Annotated in this window: 13 protein-coding genes and 2 tRNA genes; 14 read left to right on the top strand and 1 reads right to left on the bottom strand. The window is 55.7% G+C overall.

The features are described 5' to 3' along the window. Positions 1–61: 61 nt before the first annotated feature. From GX466_05940 to mnmE, 7 genes are read left to right on the top strand one after another with little or no spacing between them, the layout of a single operon-like run. Positions 62–772 (top strand): YggS family pyridoxal phosphate-dependent enzyme, encoded by a 711-nt coding sequence (locus GX466_05940; GenBank protein ID NLH93746.1) that lies wholly within the window; start codon positions 62–64, stop codon positions 770–772. Next, positions 769–1,413 carry a hypothetical protein gene (locus GX466_05935; GenBank protein NLH93745.1) on the top strand — a complete coding sequence of 215 codons (645 nt, stop codon included), beginning with the start codon at positions 769–771 and terminating at the stop codon, positions 1,411–1,413. Before GX466_05940 ends, GX466_05935 begins: the two co-directional genes overlap by 4 nt. Continuing rightward, positions 1,413–2,366: a phosphatase PAP2 family protein gene (locus tag GX466_05930; protein NLH93744.1), complete on the top strand. Its 954-nt coding sequence runs from the start codon at positions 1,413–1,415 to the stop codon at positions 2,364–2,366. The genes GX466_05935 and GX466_05930 overlap by 1 nt, the downstream gene beginning before the upstream one ends. Continuing rightward, positions 2,363–3,403, top strand: coding sequence for a hypothetical protein (locus tag GX466_05925; protein ID NLH93743.1), 1,041 nt, complete (start codon positions 2,363–2,365; stop codon positions 3,401–3,403). Before GX466_05930 ends, GX466_05925 begins: the two co-directional genes overlap by 4 nt. 3 nt (positions 3,404–3,406) lie before the next feature. Beyond that, positions 3,407–5,380 (top strand): VWA domain-containing protein, encoded by a 1,974-nt coding sequence (locus tag GX466_05920; protein ID NLH93742.1) that lies wholly within the window; start codon positions 3,407–3,409, stop codon positions 5,378–5,380. Further along, complete coding sequence (locus tag GX466_05915; GenBank protein ID NLH93741.1) at positions 5,377–7,239, top strand: 1-deoxy-D-xylulose-5-phosphate synthase; 1,863 nt, start codon at positions 5,377–5,379, stop codon at positions 7,237–7,239. Before GX466_05920 ends, GX466_05915 begins: the two co-directional genes overlap by 4 nt. Continuing rightward, a complete protein-coding gene (gene mnmE / locus GX466_05910) occupies positions 7,239–8,621 on the top strand; it encodes a tRNA uridine-5-carboxymethylaminomethyl(34) synthesis GTPase MnmE (protein ID NLH93740.1) in 1,383 nt (460 codons plus the stop codon). The genes GX466_05915 and mnmE overlap by 1 nt, the downstream gene beginning before the upstream one ends. Positions 8,622–8,897: 276 nt before the next feature. Here the strand turns inward: mnmE and GX466_05905 are convergent, their stop codons facing one another. Further along, the gene (locus GX466_05905; protein NLH93739.1) at positions 8,898–11,456 is read right to left on the bottom strand and encodes a M6 family metalloprotease domain-containing protein; all 2,559 of its coding nucleotides are present in this window, start codon (positions 11,454–11,456) and stop codon (positions 8,898–8,900) included. 162 nt (positions 11,457–11,618) lie between these two features. Between GX466_05905 and GX466_05900 the strand changes: the two genes are divergently transcribed. From GX466_05900 to GX466_05870, 7 genes are all read left to right on the top strand, one after another. After that, positions 11,619–11,810 carry a hypothetical protein gene (locus GX466_05900; protein ID NLH93738.1) on the top strand — a complete coding sequence of 64 codons (192 nt, stop codon included), beginning with the start codon at positions 11,619–11,621 and terminating at the stop codon, positions 11,808–11,810. 105 nt (positions 11,811–11,915) lie between these two features. After that, positions 11,916–11,993, top strand: a tRNA-Val gene (locus tag GX466_05895). 11 nt (positions 11,994–12,004) lie between these two features. Next, positions 12,005–12,081 (top strand) — tRNA-Val (locus GX466_05890). A gap of 223 nt (positions 12,082–12,304) precedes the next feature. After that, entirely contained in the window at positions 12,305–15,343 is a 3,039-nt protein-coding gene (locus GX466_05885; protein NLH93737.1) for a hypothetical protein, read from the top strand. Positions 15,344–15,355: 12 nt separating this feature from the next. Next, the gene (locus tag GX466_05880; GenBank protein ID NLH93736.1) at positions 15,356–15,982 is read left to right on the top strand and encodes a hypothetical protein; all 627 of its coding nucleotides are present in this window, start codon (positions 15,356–15,358) and stop codon (positions 15,980–15,982) included. Between the two features lie 14 nt (positions 15,983–15,996). After that, complete coding sequence (locus GX466_05875; GenBank protein ID NLH93735.1) at positions 15,997–17,178, top strand: hypothetical protein; 1,182 nt, start codon at positions 15,997–15,999, stop codon at positions 17,176–17,178. Positions 17,179–17,190: 12 nt separating this feature from the next. Continuing rightward, positions 17,191–17,808 carry a hypothetical protein gene (locus GX466_05870; GenBank protein NLH93734.1) on the top strand — a complete coding sequence of 206 codons (618 nt, stop codon included), beginning with the start codon at positions 17,191–17,193 and terminating at the stop codon, positions 17,806–17,808. The last annotated feature ends 46 nt before the right edge of the window (positions 17,809–17,854 follow it).

Here is a 17,854-nt window from a genome sequence, read left to right as displayed (position 1 = left end):
CAGCCGGTTTTGGGAACGCGCCCGGATTGTTGATAAAATACACAAATAATTAGGAGCCTGAATGTCCTCCATTGCGGACAATCTGAACAGGGTTCGGGAAAAGATAGAGCAAACGCTGCAGAGATGTGGGCGAACCGGCTCTGAAGTGACACTCGTAGCCGTTACAAAAACCCATTCGGTGGAAACTGTTGATGAGGCTTTGAGCTTGGGAATCCGGCACATCGGAGAAAACAAGGTGCAAGAAGCCTTGCGCAAAATCCCAATGCTCAGCCAGCCTTATGACGGCTTTCATTTCATCGGACATTTGCAATCCAACAAAATAAACAACCTTTTGAGCCTGAAACCCGTTCTGATCCAGTCTGTGGACAGCCTGCACATCGCCCAGAAACTGAACCGATCCCTGGGCAATAAAAACCTCACGCAGGACATTCTGGTGCAGGTGAACACCACGGCGGAAACAAGCAAAAGCGGCGTGAGCCTAGCCAACGCTGAGGAAATGCTCTGGCAGATTGCGGCACTGCCCTGTCTGCGCGTGCGCGGCCTGATGACCATAGGTTTGATGAGCATCGACGCGGAGCGGACCAGGCCCTACTTCCGGCAATTACGGGAACTTCGGGACAAGATCGGCAGGCAAAACATCCCGGGAGTGGAGCTTGACTATCTCTCCATGGGAATGAGCGATGATTTCGAGGTGGCACTGGAAGAAGGCTCAAACATGCTGCGGCTGGGCTCCGTGCTGTTTGGGCAAAGAAACTACGGGGGCGGCCAGTGAACTTCCTGATCATAGCACTGGTCATGGTAGCGGCCTATTTTTACGGCTGCTTTTCCACCGCCCGGATGTTCACCAAGACCTTCCGCTCGCTGAAAATCCACAAAGTGGGCACCGGCCTGGCTGATACAGAAAACATCTATGTTCACGTGAGCCGCCCCATGGGCATCCTGGTTGGCGCTCTGGACATCCTGAAAGCAATGGTTTTCCTGCTGGTGACAGAGCTTCTGCTGAAATTGCTGGATTCATACAGCCCCATCGCCGGCGGAGAGCTGATGTACCACAAAAACGTAATGCTGCTCTATGGCCTGGCCATGCTGGTGGGGCACTGCCTGCCCGTAACCCATAAATTTAAGGGCGGGCGCGGGATCTTTACCTACACTGGTTATCTGTTGTATTTCACTCCCTGGCCGATGTTGATCACGCTAGTGGTGGCCTGGGTGATAGTTTATTTCTGGAAACAAATCCGTTTTGCCCAATATGTTATCGTCATTCTGCCGGTTTTGCTCACCCACATTTTCTACGCCTTTTTCCCCGATATTCGCGAAGACCTGCCAATGTCTTTTGTGGCCATCATTTGGGGCATCGCCATCCTGATGGGGGCGCTGAATTTCATCGTCTCCAAAAGACTGGGGGAACTGTAATGCCGCCCGGGCTCCGGAAAAACAAGGACACCCAACCGGTCCATAGCGTTTCAGCCCCACGCCAGTTTTTGAGCGCTATCGACAAGATCACCCTGGCCTATTGCGCCTGGTTCATTATCTACATGACGGTCGGTATCTTTCTGGGCCGGGCTATCAACGCCGGGATCCATCTGCCCCTGTATCTGCTGATTGTCGCCTTCGTTCTGCTGCTGGCCTTGGCTGAGCGCAAGCTGGACCTTTCCGCCAAACCCTGGCTGCTCCAAGCCTTGCGTTTCGTCCGCGGCATCTATCCGGTGTTCCTATTTGCCTATTATTACAGTTCCCTGCGCTCGGTGTCTCTCATCATCTTCCCCGAATGGCTGGACCCCTGGTTCATGGATATGGACAGCAAGATCTGGGGTTACCTGCCCTCCCTGGAATGGGGGCGCAGATGCAGCCAGTTTTTCTTTCAGGAACTTTTCCACTTCGCCTATTTCTGCTACTATCCCTTGATCGTAGGCCTGCCTCTGTACCTCTATCTCAAAAACAAGCCGGCTTTCAAGGAATTGATCTTCAACATCACTTTCGTGTTTTACGCCTGCTACATTTTCTACAGCATCTTCCCCGTGGTTGGAGGCCGCTTCCACACTGAATCATATCGGCTTTCCCAAGCTTTCCGCGGGGGAATCTTCACCCGTATCATGGCATTCATCTACAACCACAGCGGCCATTGGGGAGGAGCTTTTCCCAGTTCCCATGTGGCCATAGCGGTGGTGTTGACTATCGCGGGATTCAAATTCACCGGCAAATGGGGATACCTGTTTGCCGTGATTTCCGTATTCCTCTCCGTCGCCACTGTCTATTGCCATTATCACTGGTTTGTGGACGCGGTAGCCGGATTGTTCACCGGGATTTTGGGATATTTTGCCGCCAACTGGACCCGCCGTAAACTGGAGAGAGACCCAATACCATGAAGACCCTTCTTATTTTCATTATAACCCTGCTCTGCGTGGAACTTGCTGCCTACGGGGAAGTTCTGCCCATCACCTCTTTCGACTACGGAACCCCGGAAAACAGCGTTTCCCCCATCGCCATTGGCATGGGCTGCATGAACGTGACCAACGCCAGTGATTTCTACGCCAGCTTTTCAAATCCAGCCCTGCTTGGCGGCAACGAGTACAGCCTGGCCTCTGCTTCGTTCAGGGTGAAGGGCGACGAGGCCATGACCATTGCGGATGCAGTCCAATTCAGTAACGTGCTGAGGCCCAGCCAGTTCAAATACGTCACCCTGGTGGCCAAACAAACCGCTTTGACCTATCAGCCCGTGGCCTCCGTCAACATCGTCGAAAGCCCTGATCCCGCCTGGCCGAACAACCCATCCGGCTACCGCTATCTGGACTATCAGTTGGACAAGTGGCAGATAAGCCTTGCCGGGAGCGACAATTCCTGGCGGCCAATCCGCTTTGGACTGAACGCCAAATATCTGTCAGGCCGGCTGGTGTATATGCGTTCCGCGAGGCCGGACACCACGTTCATCGATACCAAAGTGAAAGGTTTTTCCACCGATCTGGGGCTGACCCTGCAAACCGGGAGTTTCACTTTCGGTCTGGTTTCCACCGATCTGCTCTCCCGCCTGTGGTGGGACTGGGGCTACGAATCCGTTCCCTTGCAGAGCCGGATGGCTTTCGGGGCGCAATACGGCACGGAATACCTCACCGTCAGTGGTGGTGTTCAAAACCGGCTGTCCAGGAATCCGGACACCACTTACCATCTGGGCTTTCAGTATCTCTGGGACTGGCAGGGCACATCTTCCGACCCAAACAATTCCCAGGCCTTTACAGCCAGGATAGGCCTTTACAGCCGTGACTTCAGCGGAACCGACAATATCAACTACACCCTTGGCGCTGGCTATAACTACAAGATTTTCCGCTTCGACTTTGCCCTGAACAATAAAGGCTTCAAACTGAGCGACAGCGAGTATCTTTTTTCCTTGGGAGTAGGATTGCCATAATCCATGAGCGGGCTCAGCTTTCTCAATTCCGGCTTGTTGCTTTTCACGGCGGCCACCGTTTTGCCACTGCTGATCTGGCTTCTGGCCAAAAAGAAGCCCAAACAGGTGGTCTTTCCCTCCCTACGCTTCATCAAAGCGGGCCAGGAAGAGGAAAAAAAGCGCACCCGCCTAAAAAACATCCTCCTGCTCATCATCCGTATGCTCATCATCCTGCTGGTGACCCTGGCCGCCACCCGTCCGCTGCTGCGTTCTTCATGCCTCAAACCGTCATCCAGCCACCCTCCCACTGCAATTGCGATCCTGGTGGACACTTCCTACAGCATGGACTATGTGGAGGAATCACGCAGCGATTTGGACCGGGCCAAGGATGCTCTGAAAAAGATCGCCGCCCTTTGTGACCCTGAGGACCGAGTGATCCTGATCACCTCTGAGGACAAATGGAACCGGCTCCACGCCCAGATTTATGCCGGAAGCCCGCCCCCCGAACTTATCGACCAAATTGCAACCACCTATACTCCCCTGCCCCTGCAGAACATGCTGGAACTCGCCGAAGCCAAGCTGGCTGAAACCCAGCTTGCGAACCGCGAACTCTACCTTATCACAGACGGCCAGAAACAGGACTACCCCTCCTCGCCGAAAACAAGGCTCAACGTGATCAACATCGCCCCAAACCGGGAACCTGCCAACCTTAGCTGCGCCAATGCCCGCGCGCTGCCACAACTGGTGGAGAAATCCCGCCGCCAGACCATTGAATTCCAGCTCACCAACCACGGCAACCAGCCGCGGGAGGAGGTGCTAGTGAAAGTGGTTCTGGGCGATGCCAAGGTTGCGGAGAAATTCGTGGCTTTGCCAGCCAGGCAGACCGTAAATCAAAGCATCGCCATCGACCTGAGGCAGGACGGCTGGCAAAGCGGCTATGTGGAAGTGGTGGATGACCGTTTGGAGCAGGATAACCGCAGCTATTTTTCTTTCCCCTTCCAGCTTTCACCCCGGGTGGCCGTGATTTCCGGGGCACAGGGCCTGCCTCTTTCCCTGAGGTCATTGCTCAACGTGTATACCGGTAGCGGGGGCAGCGTTGACCGGCTGGTTCCCAGCCAACTCAATCTTTCCCTGTTGGATAGCTACCAAACCTTTGTGTTTGTGGGAGCGGCACCCTATTCACCAAAACTGCGCGACATCGTAGCAAAACTCGGTGAAAGCGGCCGCGGCGCGCTTTTCTGCCTGGACGGCACCCTTTCCGCGGAATACCGCTCTCTGCTGGCGGGAACCTTCGGCATTAGCTTTGGCACGTGGCAATCTGAGCCCAAAACCATCAGCCACGTGAATCCCCATCACTACACCACCTCGTTGTTGGCGGGGAAAAACATCCGCTACAACACGCTGGCGAAATACTGGAAGCTCTCAGGAACAGGCGCAACCACCCTGTTGAGCGGGGGCGGGGACATCTTTGCCCTGGCAAAAGACAACTTCGTGCTTTGGAATTTCGACCCCAGCGACCAACACTCAACCTTCCTGCTGGATGCCGCTTTCGCGGTTTTCGCCTATCGCTGCCTGGAACATGCCGGCACTCTCATCGCCAGCGGGGAAAACTACCTGCTGGGAGATACCGTGAACGCCAGCGGAATCGTCCTTCCCAACGGGCAAAGCATCCAGCTGGCCAGTAGGACCCACCTTTTGGAACAGCCGGGCATCTACTCGCTACTCCAAGCTGAGGGCCCCGCCAAAGTGGTCGCGGTAAACACCCCCCTGCAGGAGAGCGAGTTTCAGGCAATGGACTACAAAGGCCTAAGCAATACCAGGCTACTGGGGCCGAACTGGATCAAAACCCTATTCCACACCCGCCTGGGACATGACCTCTGGAAGATATTGCTGGCCGCCGCGCTGGCGCTGGTGATCCTGGAACTGGTCCTCGTGAAAAGCGAGGAACTTCGTCCAGCAACCGCGGTGCCCAACCCCGCAACCGGGAGTGAAACATGATATTGGAAAAGATTAAAGACCCTTCTGTTATAAAAGACTTCAGCCTTCAGGAATTGACCCTGCTGGCCAAGGAAATCCGCAAACGCATCGTGGACGTTGTCTCCATCAACGGCGGACACATCGCCCCTAGCCTGGGAACGGTGGAACTCACCCTCGCCCTGCTCAGCGTGTTTGACCCCATCAAGGACCGCGTGGTCTGGGATGTGGGCCATCAGAGCTATGCCTGGAAGATACTCACCGGGCGCAACGAGCGCTTTGACACCCTTCGCTCTTTTGGAGGCATCAGCGGCTTCACCAACCGCGATGAAAGCCCCTGCGACGCCTTCAGCACAGGCCACAGCAGCACTTCCGTATCCGCGGCCCTGGGCCTTGCCTGCGCCCGGGATCTGCAGGGCGAAAGCGGCTTCTGCATCGCCGTGATCGGCGACGGAGCCCTCACCGGCGGCATGAGCTTCGAGGCCCTCAACCACTCGGGGCACCTGCAGAAAAACAAGTTTCTGGTCGTCCTCAACGACAACGCGATGTCCATCTCCCAAAACGTCGGCGGCCTGCAGGAATACATGGCCAGGATGATGGCCAGCCGGCCCTACAACACCCTCAAACAGCAGATTTGGGACCTCGGCGGCACCCTGCCGGAAAACCTTCGCCGCCGCTTCATTCTCGGTGCCCAAAAGCTGGAGGAGTCGATGATGAACATCCTGGTGCCGAACATCATCTTCGAGGACCTCGGCTTCAAATATGTGGGGCCCATCGACGGCCATGACGTTGAACTCGTCTCCACCATGCTCCGCCGCATCAAGCGCCACATGGTCGGCCCGGTTCTGCTGCACGTGGTAACCCAGAAAGGCCGCGGCTACGTTCCCGCGGAGCAGGATGCCTCTTCCTTCCACGGAGTGGGCCCCTTCGACGCCAACAGCGGCAAACAGGCCAGCAGCGGCAGCGAAAGCTGGAGCGAAGTTTTCGGCAAAAGCCTGGTCCAACTGGCTGAAGCCGATCCCAAAATCGTGGCCATCACAGCCGCCATGGCCGCTGGAACCGGTCTGGCCTCCTTTGAAAAGAAATTCCCCAAGCGCTTTTTCGACGTCGGCATCGCCGAACAACACGCCGTGACCCTGGCAGCAGGAATGGCCTGCAAGGGCGTGAAACCCTTCGTGGCCATCTACAGCACCTTCCTGCAGCGTGCCATCGACCAGGTTATCCATGACGTTGCCCTGCCCCGCCTGCCCGTGGTTTTATGCATAGACCGGGCCGGGCTGGTCGGCGAAGACGGGGCCACTCATCAAGGCGCCTTTGATGTTTCGTTGCTCTCCGCCATCCCCAACCTGATCATTCTTTCACCTTCCACAGCGGAGGAACTGGACTCCATGCTCGCTTTCGCCTCCAAATATCAGGACAGGCCTGTTGCCATCCGCTACCCACGCGGGACCGCAAGCCGGGGAGAATTGCCACTAACGGATTTCGTGCCGGGCCGGGCTGAAACAGTCCACCAGGGAAAAAACATCGCCCTTATCACTGACGGCGGTGCCAGAATGGTAGCCGAAAAGACCCACGCGTTGCTGGTTGAAGCCGGCCTGAACCCCTGGCTGGTCAACCTCCGCAGCCTCAAGCCGCTGGATGAGGCATTGCTGAACGAACTGGGCGAGAGCTGTTCCCATCTCTTCACCTTCGAGACCAACGCCGTGATTGGCGGAACGGGCTCCCGGATCGCTCAATTGCTGGCAGCCAAACCATGCCAAGTGGTTAATTTCGGCTATCCGGACAGCTTCATTGCCCACGGCAAGACCGAACAGCTAAATGACATGATCGGCTTCACGCCGGAAACTTTGGCCGCCGGAATCCTTAACCGCCTCAAAGCCTGATGCAGTCAGCTTTCGAGCCTATCTGCGCCCAGATCACGCCTCCGGGCTGCGCCGCCGTGAATGTTCTGAGGATCAGCGGCAGCGGTAGCATCGGAATCGTCGCCCAATTTTTCCACCCCCGCCAAAAACTGCTCAAAAGCCCTTCACACCATGTGATTTTCGGCATCTTTCACAGCCGTGATGGCAATCCGCTGGACCAGGTCCTCTGCACGGTTTTCCGCGCCCCCGCCAGCTACACCGGCGAAGACTGCGTGGAGATTTCCTGCCACGGAAATCCCCGCCTGGCCGCCAAAATACTGGAAAACCTTCTGCTGGAAGCGCGTCTGGCCCGTCCGGGGGAATTCACCCACCGCGCTTTGCTGAATGGCAAGCTCGACCTCACCCAGGCTGAGGCTGTGAACGACCTCATAACAGCGACTGGCAGCAAGGCAGAAAGCTCCGCGCTGATGCAGGTTCGGGGGCTTCTGTCCCAACCCTTGAAAGAGCTTCTGGAAGCCGTGAATGACGCCCGCCTGCGCTGCGAACTGGCCATCGATTTTGCCGACCAGGACCTCCCCCCTCTTGATGCCGCCGACCTGAGAAAAAGGGTCTCAGCCGCACTGGACAAGGCCCGGGAACTTCACAGTGACGGAGCCCGGGGCCGCTACATCCGTGAAGGGATCCGGGTCTGCCTGGCCGGAGCGCCCAATTCCGGCAAATCCTCCCTTTTCAATGCCTTTCTGTGCTGCAACCGCGCCATTGTTACCCCCCATCCTGGCACAACCCGCGATTATCTGGAGGAAAGCGTTTCCCTGAGCGGCTACAACCTCATTCTCACCGACACCGCCGGACTGCGTGAAAATGCAGGCCCCATCGAGCGGGAGGGAATTGACCGCAGCCTCGGGCTGATGCAGTCGGCCGATCTGGTGCTTTATCTTCTGCCGGTTGATGAACCCACCCCCAAGGCTGACCCTGCCGCGCTTTCACCCGTTCCAGCCAAGACCCTTTGGCTGGCCAGCAAATGGGACCTTTGCCAGCCCGAAAACCAAGGCTCCGCCTCGCTCGAAAGCCGCGACGGCTCCACCCCTGAACTCGCGCTCCCCGTTTCAGCGATAGCCCCGGACGGTTTGAATGCCCTCCAAACCGCCATCCTGAAACGCTTTGAGCTTCCACTGGAGAATCCCGACCGGCCCCTAGTGACCAACGCCAGACACCTCGCCGCTTTGGAGCGGGTCATAGCCGCCCTCACCAGTGCCCTCACCTCCCTCGACAACCAGGCCGGCTACGAATTCACCGCCTTCGATCTCATCACTGCTTCCAGCGCCCTTGGCGAAATTTTGGGCGTTTCTCCGGACCCCGACCTTCTAGGCAGAATCTTTGCCGATTTCTGCATCGGAAAGTGATTGCTTCTCTTTCAAATCGGGTAAGTTAACCCTTTGGGGAAGCATACGATAACGGGGTCATAAGGTAGCCGGAAATCGCGCGGAAAAGCGATGCTTTGCTGACTGGCCGTTAAGGCCCTGTCCCATGTCCCAAGTGCGCCTCCCGTATCATGCCCGCATTTGATGCGAGTATTATGCGGGAGGCAAGGGAGAACGACAGGCTCGAGCGCTCAGGGCCTGACCGGCAGGAACTCGCAGTGGGCAAAGCACTTGGGGTACGGCCAAAACGAGCTCTTTCTATCTGATCCTGGCGAGGCGGATGGTTTTGGCGAAATCTCCAGTTTTAAGGCGACAGAAGTAGATGCCGGGGGAAACGGCGCGGCCAGATTGGTCGAGGCCGTCCCAGGCGATTTCATGGCGGCCGGTGCCGAGCCGGGAATCCAGCAAGGAACGGACCTTTTGCCCGCGGAGGTTGTAGATGGCCAGTTCAGTGGGGGCAGCGGCTTTGAGGTCCAGGCTGATGACGGCGCTGGCAGCGAAGGGATTGGGCCAGGCGCTCAGGCTTGGTTCCGGAGTGGGGACGGTCAAATCCTGGTTTGGAGAGCCCGGAGCCTGAAGCTGAAGCTCGATGGCAGCTGCGCCCAAAACGCCGCGGGCAAGGGCATCGGTCCAGGGTCGGTCAGGTTCGGTTGTCCAACTGTGTCCGCAGGCTCCATTGATGTCGAAGCGGAGCTTTTGGTATTCAAAGAGGTCCAAAACCACAGCCACGTGCCCGGAGATGGGTATAAGGCTGTTCACGGTGTGTTCAAACCTGCCGTTCATGGGGCTGATGATGTCGCCGATGTCGAGCAGTATCTCATTAGTGATGGCGCCGTTGGAAAAGCGGTGGATCTTGGCGTTCACCAGTCCCGGCTCGACTGGAAAGCCCCAGGGATCGGCCACCGCGTCGAAAGCCAGTTTTTTCACCAGATACTGCTGCGCGCCCAAATCAAGTTCCAGCGCTATCTTGATAGGCACAGCCCCGCGTCCGTATTCGTCCCAGACCGGAGTTTCGCTTAGCCAGCCAAACCAGGTCGGCTGCAGCGGATCGACCACCTTCACCCTGGCCTGGGCGCTGGCTTCAAGGCTGGTGGTATTGACAGCGCGCACTTTAACTGTGTGCTGCCCCGGAGTGAGCCAGCCTTCGGGAATATTCACCGACCAGGGTTGCGTGTAGGATGTGCCCACGCTTAGGTCATCGAGGAAAAACTCGACCAGGCTGATGTTTGTCCCCAGATCGTCGATCTGCACAGAAATCAGGGTGTCCACCGCGGTGATGATGGCGCCGTCAGCCGGAACAAATCCCGAAATCAGGGGCGGATAAGCCGCGTCAGAGGTCGAAAGCGTGAAAGTGATGGTTTCATGGGCTTCCGAGATGCTATGGACGTTCACGGGGCACGAGCTTCCGTAGCTCAGGAAGCAGCAGGGATCTGTGTGTTGGTTGAAGGCGGTGCGTCCGCTCTGGGCGCTGAAACTGGCGTCGAAGACGGAGCCGTTGGAGGTTTGGGAGCCGCCGGGGCGGAATACGTAAACCTCGTCCGGCGGACCAGAGGCGTTTCCACTCAGTGTGGAATTGACGCGATAGATCAGCAGTCCGGAACCGGGCAGGTTTTCCTCGAAGATGTCAGCGCCGCGTTTGCGGTATTCGAAAACGAGGGATTCCTGGGAGTTGAGTTCATAGCGGTAAGCGTTATTCACTTGGGAAGTTACGGGGTTTAGGGTGTAAGTTCCGGGCCCGATGGTGGGGATGGAACTCAGCCAGCCGCCGTAGTGGTATTTCATATGCATGCACATGTGGCCGCCGCCGCTTTCCATGATGTCCCAGCAGCCGGCGGGGGTGATGCCGTCAAAATCGTAATGGTAGAGGTCCGGAGCGCCCACGCTGTGGAACATTTCATGGCAGAGGGTGCGCACGCTGTTCTGGTTTTCCGGCTGGAAGGTGAAATCCCAGACCATTTTGCCGTTGATGAAAACATCCTGGGTATAGAGCACCCAGCGGTGGGCCCAGAGCAGTTCCGCCCAGGCGGAATGGGGTCCGCGGATTACGAAGCAGACGTTGTCCACATAGCCATCGTTGTCGGCGTCGATGTTCAATGTGGAGGGCACCTGGCTGGCAATGGAGTTCAGGGCGTCGGCCAGCAACTGATGTTCACGGTCGGTGCGCTGGAAATCGCGGTAGCCGGTGGGATTGGTGACGGAGTTGTAGGGCAGGAAGTACGCCCGGGGATGGCTGTCCGTGTAGGATAGATTGACGTTTGGTTCGCAAGTGGGGAAGTGATGGGAAACGTAATCAAGCTGGTCATAGCTCACCTGGTGAAAGTAGTTGCGCAGGGAAAACTGGTCGTCGCCCACAGCATTGAACTTGGCGTCGTAAACCGAGCGGGGATCGCTGAATTCCGTCTGGTCGCTGAATTTAATATAGACCACAAGGTTGTTCACAGTGCCAGTGTTCGGGCCTTTGGAGCCGGAGCGGGCGTGGGAATTCATAAATGCCACTTTCTGGTGGTAACGCTCTGGAGAGATGTTTATCCCGGGCTCGAGGCCCAGTGCTCTTGGGTCAGCGGAACCAACCCTGTATGAAGAAGGGACCGGTTCGCTTCCGGAGCGGACAGCGTAATAATACCAGCCGTCGATGGGGCTCTGGATGATGGTATAGCCGTTCGCGTCGTGCAGGCGGTTGGCAAATTCATCGCCCGAAGCAAGCAAATCCAGCACGGAGCCGTCAGGCTGCGTCACCTCGGTGGGCAAATCGAAGAAGTTGGCAGCGCTCAGCAGCAGCGGTGCCAGGAACATGACCAGAAACAGGCATCTTTTCATCATTTCCTCCACTCTGTGATGGCATGCAATTTGGATTCCGTATCCTTGAAAAACAAATGGCATTGACAAATATGAAGCCGGAAACCATGCTGTTTTCGAGTTGGAAAATGCTCAAGGAGGAACATCTGCGAATACAAAAGCCAGGCAGACCTCTGTGTCAGGGTGGCGGAATACCGCTCCCAAGCCAGGGATAAGGACGGTATCTGGTATTTTGAGAAATACAAGAGCAAGGCGGATTTCACGATAAAGGTGGTGAAGCACCGCTCCTTAGCCGATTTGCTGGTCTATTACGTTCCCTACCGCTCTCAGGCTGGCTGGCGCAAGTCCCATCCCTGGACAGGCAGGCTGCGTTAGAGACCGCATCCTTTTCCGGAAAGGATTTCGGGGTGGGAAGGCATCGGTTCGGGCAGAATTTGATTGACAAAATCTCGCCTCTTTTTGGGATGGCATTCCTAACATGGGTGATTAGCTCAGTTTGGTTAGAGCGCTACGTTGACATCGTAGAGGTCACTGGTTCGAGTCCAGTATCACCCACCACCTCCTGCCCGGGGTGATTAGCTCAGCTGGTTAGAGCGCTACGTTCACATCGTAGAGGTCACTGGTTCGAATCCAGTATCACCCACCACTTTCCCCGCCCCAGAAATCCGCTCCGGAATTTGTTTAACCCGGCTGTAATATATCTTGCCTCGGAAACTTTTACTATGGAAATATGTGCTGGGCGCCTACTTACCCCCAACCACCGAACTCACCTAAAAACCAGCCGCTTGTAAAAAAGGATTGACAATATCCCCATGTTTCGACGTGATGCAACCTAATGAAAAAACTCAATACAGCATAGGAGTTAACGTATGAAGTTGTACATACGTCTCTTCATCCTGATTTTGCTGACCGGCTTGCTTGCTTTCGGGTGCAGCAGACCGAGCGGGCAGGAACAGGCCAAATTGAAGAAACTGGTGGTGGAAAACCTTCAGGTGAAAGACATCCCCAACGACGGCGGCGACGGCTTGATGCTTAGCTGGAAACCCCTGCCCAAAGACAAAAGGGTGCAGGAATACCGTATTTACAGGGGTGTTCATCCGGACACCTTGTTCTTCCTGACCTCGGTGCAGGTGAACGTGAAGACCGGCGTGGCCACCGATGAAATGCTTTATTACGACAGCGGTTACAGCAGCTTCGTAAGCCTGGATTCCCCCGGCAAGTTAAAACACGAGAAAGGTGCCCCCGGCAGCAACCTCTACCGGGGTGTTCCGCGGGATACAGAGCTTGTCGCGCGGTTGAGCGAAAGCTTTTCCCTGCTCTCCCAGATCGAAGACGGAGATTATTATTACAAGACCGTCAAGGCCAGATCGGCAGACAAGGAAGACGAGAACATCTATGCCGGCTTGAGATTTAACCAGCAGACCATTCTGGCTTCGCTGAAGAGCGCTCAGCCCGGGGAAAAGCCAGTTGATTACTACTATACCGTGGTACCCGTTAACGAACGCAACCAGTATCTGGGTATCGCGAAACCCGTGGCCGGAACGCCGATTGACGACGCTCCGGAAGCCTCACCCGGTCTGTTCGCCGCGGCTGTTGAGGACAATCTCACACTGCAGTTCGAGTGGGAATATCCCCTCAACCACGACGATTTGGCAGCCTATTCCATCTACATGGTTCCAGCCCTGCCGGATTCCGCCTGGAAAATGATGAGCGCGGAACAACAGGAGGCTGTGGCCGGGACGGCGGTGAAAATTGCCGGAGGCGGAGTTGGCAGCGGTTCGCTGAAAAACAACTGCGTGGTCACTGAGGAAGAACTCAGCCAGGCAGCGCCCGGTTTGAGCTGGGAACAGGCCAGCCAGAGCCGCTTCAGCATCCGCTTCATGGATTACAGCATGAACCAGTCTCCGCTGAGCCTGCCAGCTTCGCCCAAAAGGGTGAAAAGCAGCGCGCTGCCGCAAATCGCCAAATTCCGGGTGGAAGACAAACCCATGGACAAAGGCGACCGCATCACCGTAACCTGGCAGGACCCTGTGGTCTCAATCACCAAAACATCCTCGCTGAAAAAAGACGGCACCAGGCTGAAAGTAAACTACCAGGTGAACAAGACCGACAATCAGAATATCAGTAACATCTATTTCGAGTTCTTCGAGCCGGGCAAAGACACTGCCTTTGCCAAGGTAAACGAATTTCACCAAGACAACATCATCTATGTGAACATTCCCAAAAAATACTCCCTGAAAAACGGCGGGAAAGTTCCCGAAGACAGTCTGCAAGTGAAAATCACCATGGCCGTGAAGCCCTACAAGATAAATCCCCAAAACGGCCGCATCACCTACGGCAAAAAAGAGCTGCTCAAAGATTACACGATGGTGCAATACATCAAACCGGACCCCGCCATGATGGCCTACATGCCAACGCGGGGGCTGTATCTGAACGGCGTTGACGTCTCCCAGGTGCAAAATGTGGTTTACCGCAAAGGATACAGGAGTTCTACCTACAGTCTGGTGAAGAGCAGCACCTCCTACGAAAACAACCTCGACGTGACCATCGGCTACATATCCACAGTAACCAAACCCATCGCCGGATTCAACTTTGTTAAAGGCGATTCATTATATACATATATGGATGGGAAACGTTTCTCCCGCAAACTGGCGGCAGGAGAAAAAGCCCGCGACCTCGCTCTGGTCTCCTCTGAAATCGATTTCACCTACGACCAGGAAAGCAAAACCACACTGAATACCAGCATCTATCTGGACGAGGCGAAGAAGATAATCGGTAATCTGAAGACCGATCTGGACGACGCCAAAAAAGAACTTGCCGCCTGTGGAGATTCCCTGGCCCAAGCCAAAGTGCCAGAAACCGCTATGGTCTATCAGGGCGCTGTCGCCCGCCTCACCCAAAAGGTGGAAGGCCTGGAGGAAAAGGTCAAAGCCTACAGCAGCAACAAGCTTTTCCAGGAAGCCCTGAAGCAGAAAAACGACCGTGGGCTGATGCGCCTGGTGTCCTCCATCCGTGAGCCGGAATCACGCCAGCACAGCTACATGATCGTGAGAACCAACGGCGAAGGCCTTTTCTCCGAAACGGCACCGGACACCCTCAAGACCGGGGAGTATGTAAACTACGCGCCGATCTCCAACTGGTTCGACTGGAACAAGCTCATCACCCTATTTGCGGTGCTCATCTTCGGGATCATGGTAGTGGTGTTTGTGAATCTGGCCAAGAAGGGCAAAGACCTCTATATGCGTCCCATTGCCGGTTTGCAGGAGATCGACAACGCCATCGGCCGCGCCACCGAAATGGGACGCCCAATGCTTTACTGCATGGGCAACGGCGGGCTTTCGGACGTGGCGACCCTTGCTTCCATGGGCATCCTGAGTTTGGTTGCCAAAAAGGCCGCTGAATATGACACTAAACTGATAGTTCCCTGCTACGACTACATCGTGATGCCCATCGCCCAGGAAATCGTACGGGAAGCTCACTACGCGGTGGGGCGCCCGGACAGCTATGACAAAAACAACGTTTTCTACCTCACCTCCGTGCAGTTCGCCTATGTGGCGGGAGTGAACGGCATTATGATCCGTGAGAAGATGGCTACCAACTTCTTCATGGGTTATTTCGCCGCCGAAGCTCTGCTGATGACGGAAACGGGTAACGCCGTCGGAGCCGTGCAGATCGCCGGCTCGGATGCCATCACCCAGATCCCGTTCTTTATCACCACTTGCGACTACACTCTCATCGGAGAAGAGCTTTACGCTGCCTCCGCCTATCTGAACCGTGAACCGATGCTGCTGGGAACCCTCAAAGCCCAGGACTACTTCAAGTTCCTGATCCTGGTTTTTGTGATAGTTGGCGCTTTAACGGCTACATTCCAGCTGACTGGCATAATGCAAGCTTTCCCCTTAAAATAAAAGAGGTCTTAGATGAAGAAGACAATTCCCCTGTTGATAGTGATAATCGGAGGATTCATCTGGCTAGCCTGGGTGTTCGTGCCCCACAGGCTGCTGCAGGATGTTTTCTACTACGAGTTTTACGTTCCCTGGGCACGGGCAATGGCGCCTTTCGGCATGCTGCTGGGCGTGATGAGCCTTTCCATGATGCACTATGGTAAGATCACACGCAAAGCTCCCAAGTGGCAGTACAGCTTCTTTTTCTTCGCCGGATTCATCGTCACTTCGCTGGCCGGATTTATCGGCGGAACCCAGAAAGGCGGGCTCTACATGTGGCTGTTCGAAAACATGCAGATGCCGATGAGCGCCACAATGTTCTCGCTGCTGGCCTTTTACATGGCCTCCGCGGCTTACAAGGCCTTCCGCGCCAGATCTCCTGAAGCCACCGTGCTGCTGGTGGCGGCCATAGTGGTGATGCTGGCCCAGGTGCCGCTGGGAGTTAAGATCAGCAAATTCTTGCCGGATATTTCTCAATGGATCCTTGACGTGCCGAACCTGGCCTCCAAACGCGGGATCATGCTTGGCGTTGGCCTCGGCAGCGTAGCCACCACCCTGAAGCTCCTGCTGGGAATTGAACGTTCCTACCTGGGAGGTGATTGATCATGACAGAAAAACTGAACTTCTTCGAACGTCTGCAAAAGCTTGACCGCCGCTGGATCTACATCGTTGTCGCCCTGGCTATCATCATTCCTTTGATGTTACCCTATAATTCGGACAACGTGACCTCTCCGCCCACGGAAAACGTGTATCAGATGGTCGATTCCTTCGCCGGACGCGAAGACCGCGCCATCCTGATGAGCTTTTACCATGACGCCTCCACCATGCCGGAACTCTATCCCATGCAGATAGCCATTCTGCGCCACTGCTTCGAGCGCAACGTGAAGGTGTTTTTCCTTTCCTTCCTGCCCACCGGCGCGCCCATCATCGACATGGCCATCAACACCGTAAAGGAAGAGTATCCGAACATCAAGAGCGGCACCGACTACTGCAACTTCGGCTACATCCCCGCCGCCCTCATCATGCCAACCATCATCGGTATGGGCGACAACATCGCCACCGCGGTTCCCACCGATGCCGAGGGCCGCAAGGTGGAAAACCTACCTATCATGAAAGGCATTAACAACTACACGGAAATGAACCTGGTGATTGAGTTTTCCGGCTCCGTCGCAGGTGGCTACTGGCTCACCTACGCCCGTCCCAAATTCGGCACCAACATCGCGGTGGGCGTTACCGCCGTGATGGCCGCTGATGAATATCCCTACCTGCAGACCGGCCAGTTCATCGGCATGCTGGCAGGCTTGAAGGGCGCCGCCGAATATGAAAAACTGGTGGAAGTCTTTGCCGCCTACCGCGCTCCCGGCGACGTGATGCACCCCTACACCGACGAAGAAGGCAATAAAATACTGCCCGGCCGTTCTTTCAGCGACGACATTCTGGAAAAACCCGAGGTGCAGGATTTGGTTAAAATCACCACCCAGACCCAGGCCAAGTTCACCCCGGAAGAGTTTCAGAAATTCGTGGAGAACTATCCTGAGGAGGACCGCGCTAAGCTGACTCAGGCGAAACAAGAAGCCGACGGCAAGATCGTGATCGACGTAAGCGACCTTGAAGAAAACGATTTTGCCCCCACCACCTGGGATGCCCTGAACCGCATGACCCGCAACACCATCTACAAGTTCAAGGTCGCCCGCATCGGCATGAACGCCCAATCCGTAGCCCACATCATGATCATCGTGTTCATCCTGATCGGAAACATCGGCTACTTCATCCAGAAAGCCCGTCTCCGCAAACAATAAAGGGAGGAAAAAATGACATTTGAACTCTTTAGCAACCTTGTGGGTGCCTTTTTCACCCTCTGTATCTTCTCCTTCCTTTACAAGGACAACCCTTTCTATCAGATGTCCGAACAGCTTCTAGTGGGAATATCGCTGGGCTATTCGCTGGTGCTCACCTATGAAAGGGTGTTCATCCCCTATTTCTACCAGCCCATCTTCCTCAAACACGAGTGGATACTGATCATACCAAGCATCATCGGTATGTTCTACCTGCTGCGTTTTTCCCGCAAACTCAGCTGGCTGTCGCGCTATCCCATCGCTTTTTCGATGATGGGTGTGGGCGCTTCCGTCGCGCTGGCCATGCACAACAGCATCCTGGTGCAGATGCGCCAGGCCATGGTGCCGATCGAGAACGTGAACCTGGCCCTGATCTTCATCGGAACGATTGCCGTGCTGCTCTATTTCTTCTTTTCCAAAGCCCACACCGGGGTTTACGGAAAATTCGTGAGCATCGGCAAATGGTTCATGATGGTGGGCTTCGGCGCTTCCTTCGGCCTCACTGTGATGGCTCGTATTTCGCTTCTGATCGGACGTATCCAGTTCCTGGTAAATGACGTCTTCATGGCCATCAAACAGGCCATCGCCGGCTGACCGGATCAGCGTTTATAAACATGGGGGAAGCTTAACCGGGCTTCCC

The sequence above is a fragment of the Candidatus Cloacimonadota bacterium genome (genome assembly GCA_012516855.1).
In the GTDB taxonomy this organism is placed as follows: Bacteria; Cloacimonadota; Cloacimonadia; order Cloacimonadales; family Cloacimonadaceae; genus Syntrophosphaera.
Note: the sequence above shows the minus strand (reverse complement) of the source record. Positions and strands in the feature narration are given on the sequence as shown.

Bases quoted from the DNA above. Each gene is read 5' to 3' on its own strand.
- GX466_05905 (NLH93739.1), bottom strand. From the start codon at position 11,456: ATGAAAAGATGCCTGTTTCTGGTCATGTTCCTGGCACCGCTGCTGCTG.
- GX466_05880 (NLH93736.1), top strand. From the start codon at position 15,356: ATGAAGAAGACAATTCCCCTGTTGATAGTGATAATCGGAGGATTCATC.
- GX466_05940 (NLH93746.1), top strand. From the start codon at position 62: ATGTCCTCCATTGCGGACAATCTGAACAGGGTTCGGGAAAAGATAGAG.
- mnmE (NLH93740.1), top strand. From the start codon at position 7,239: ATGCAGTCAGCTTTCGAGCCTATCTGCGCCCAGATCACGCCTCCGGGC.
- GX466_05885 (NLH93737.1), top strand. From the start codon at position 12,305: ATGAAGTTGTACATACGTCTCTTCATCCTGATTTTGCTGACCGGCTTG.
- GX466_05870 (NLH93734.1), top strand. From the start codon at position 17,191: ATGACATTTGAACTCTTTAGCAACCTTGTGGGTGCCTTTTTCACCCTC.
- GX466_05925 (NLH93743.1), top strand. From the start codon at position 2,363: ATGAAGACCCTTCTTATTTTCATTATAACCCTGCTCTGCGTGGAACTT.
- GX466_05930 (NLH93744.1), top strand. From the start codon at position 1,413: ATGCCGCCCGGGCTCCGGAAAAACAAGGACACCCAACCGGTCCATAGC.
- GX466_05920 (NLH93742.1), top strand. From the start codon at position 3,407: ATGAGCGGGCTCAGCTTTCTCAATTCCGGCTTGTTGCTTTTCACGGCG.
- GX466_05915 (NLH93741.1), top strand. From the start codon at position 5,377: ATGATATTGGAAAAGATTAAAGACCCTTCTGTTATAAAAGACTTCAGC.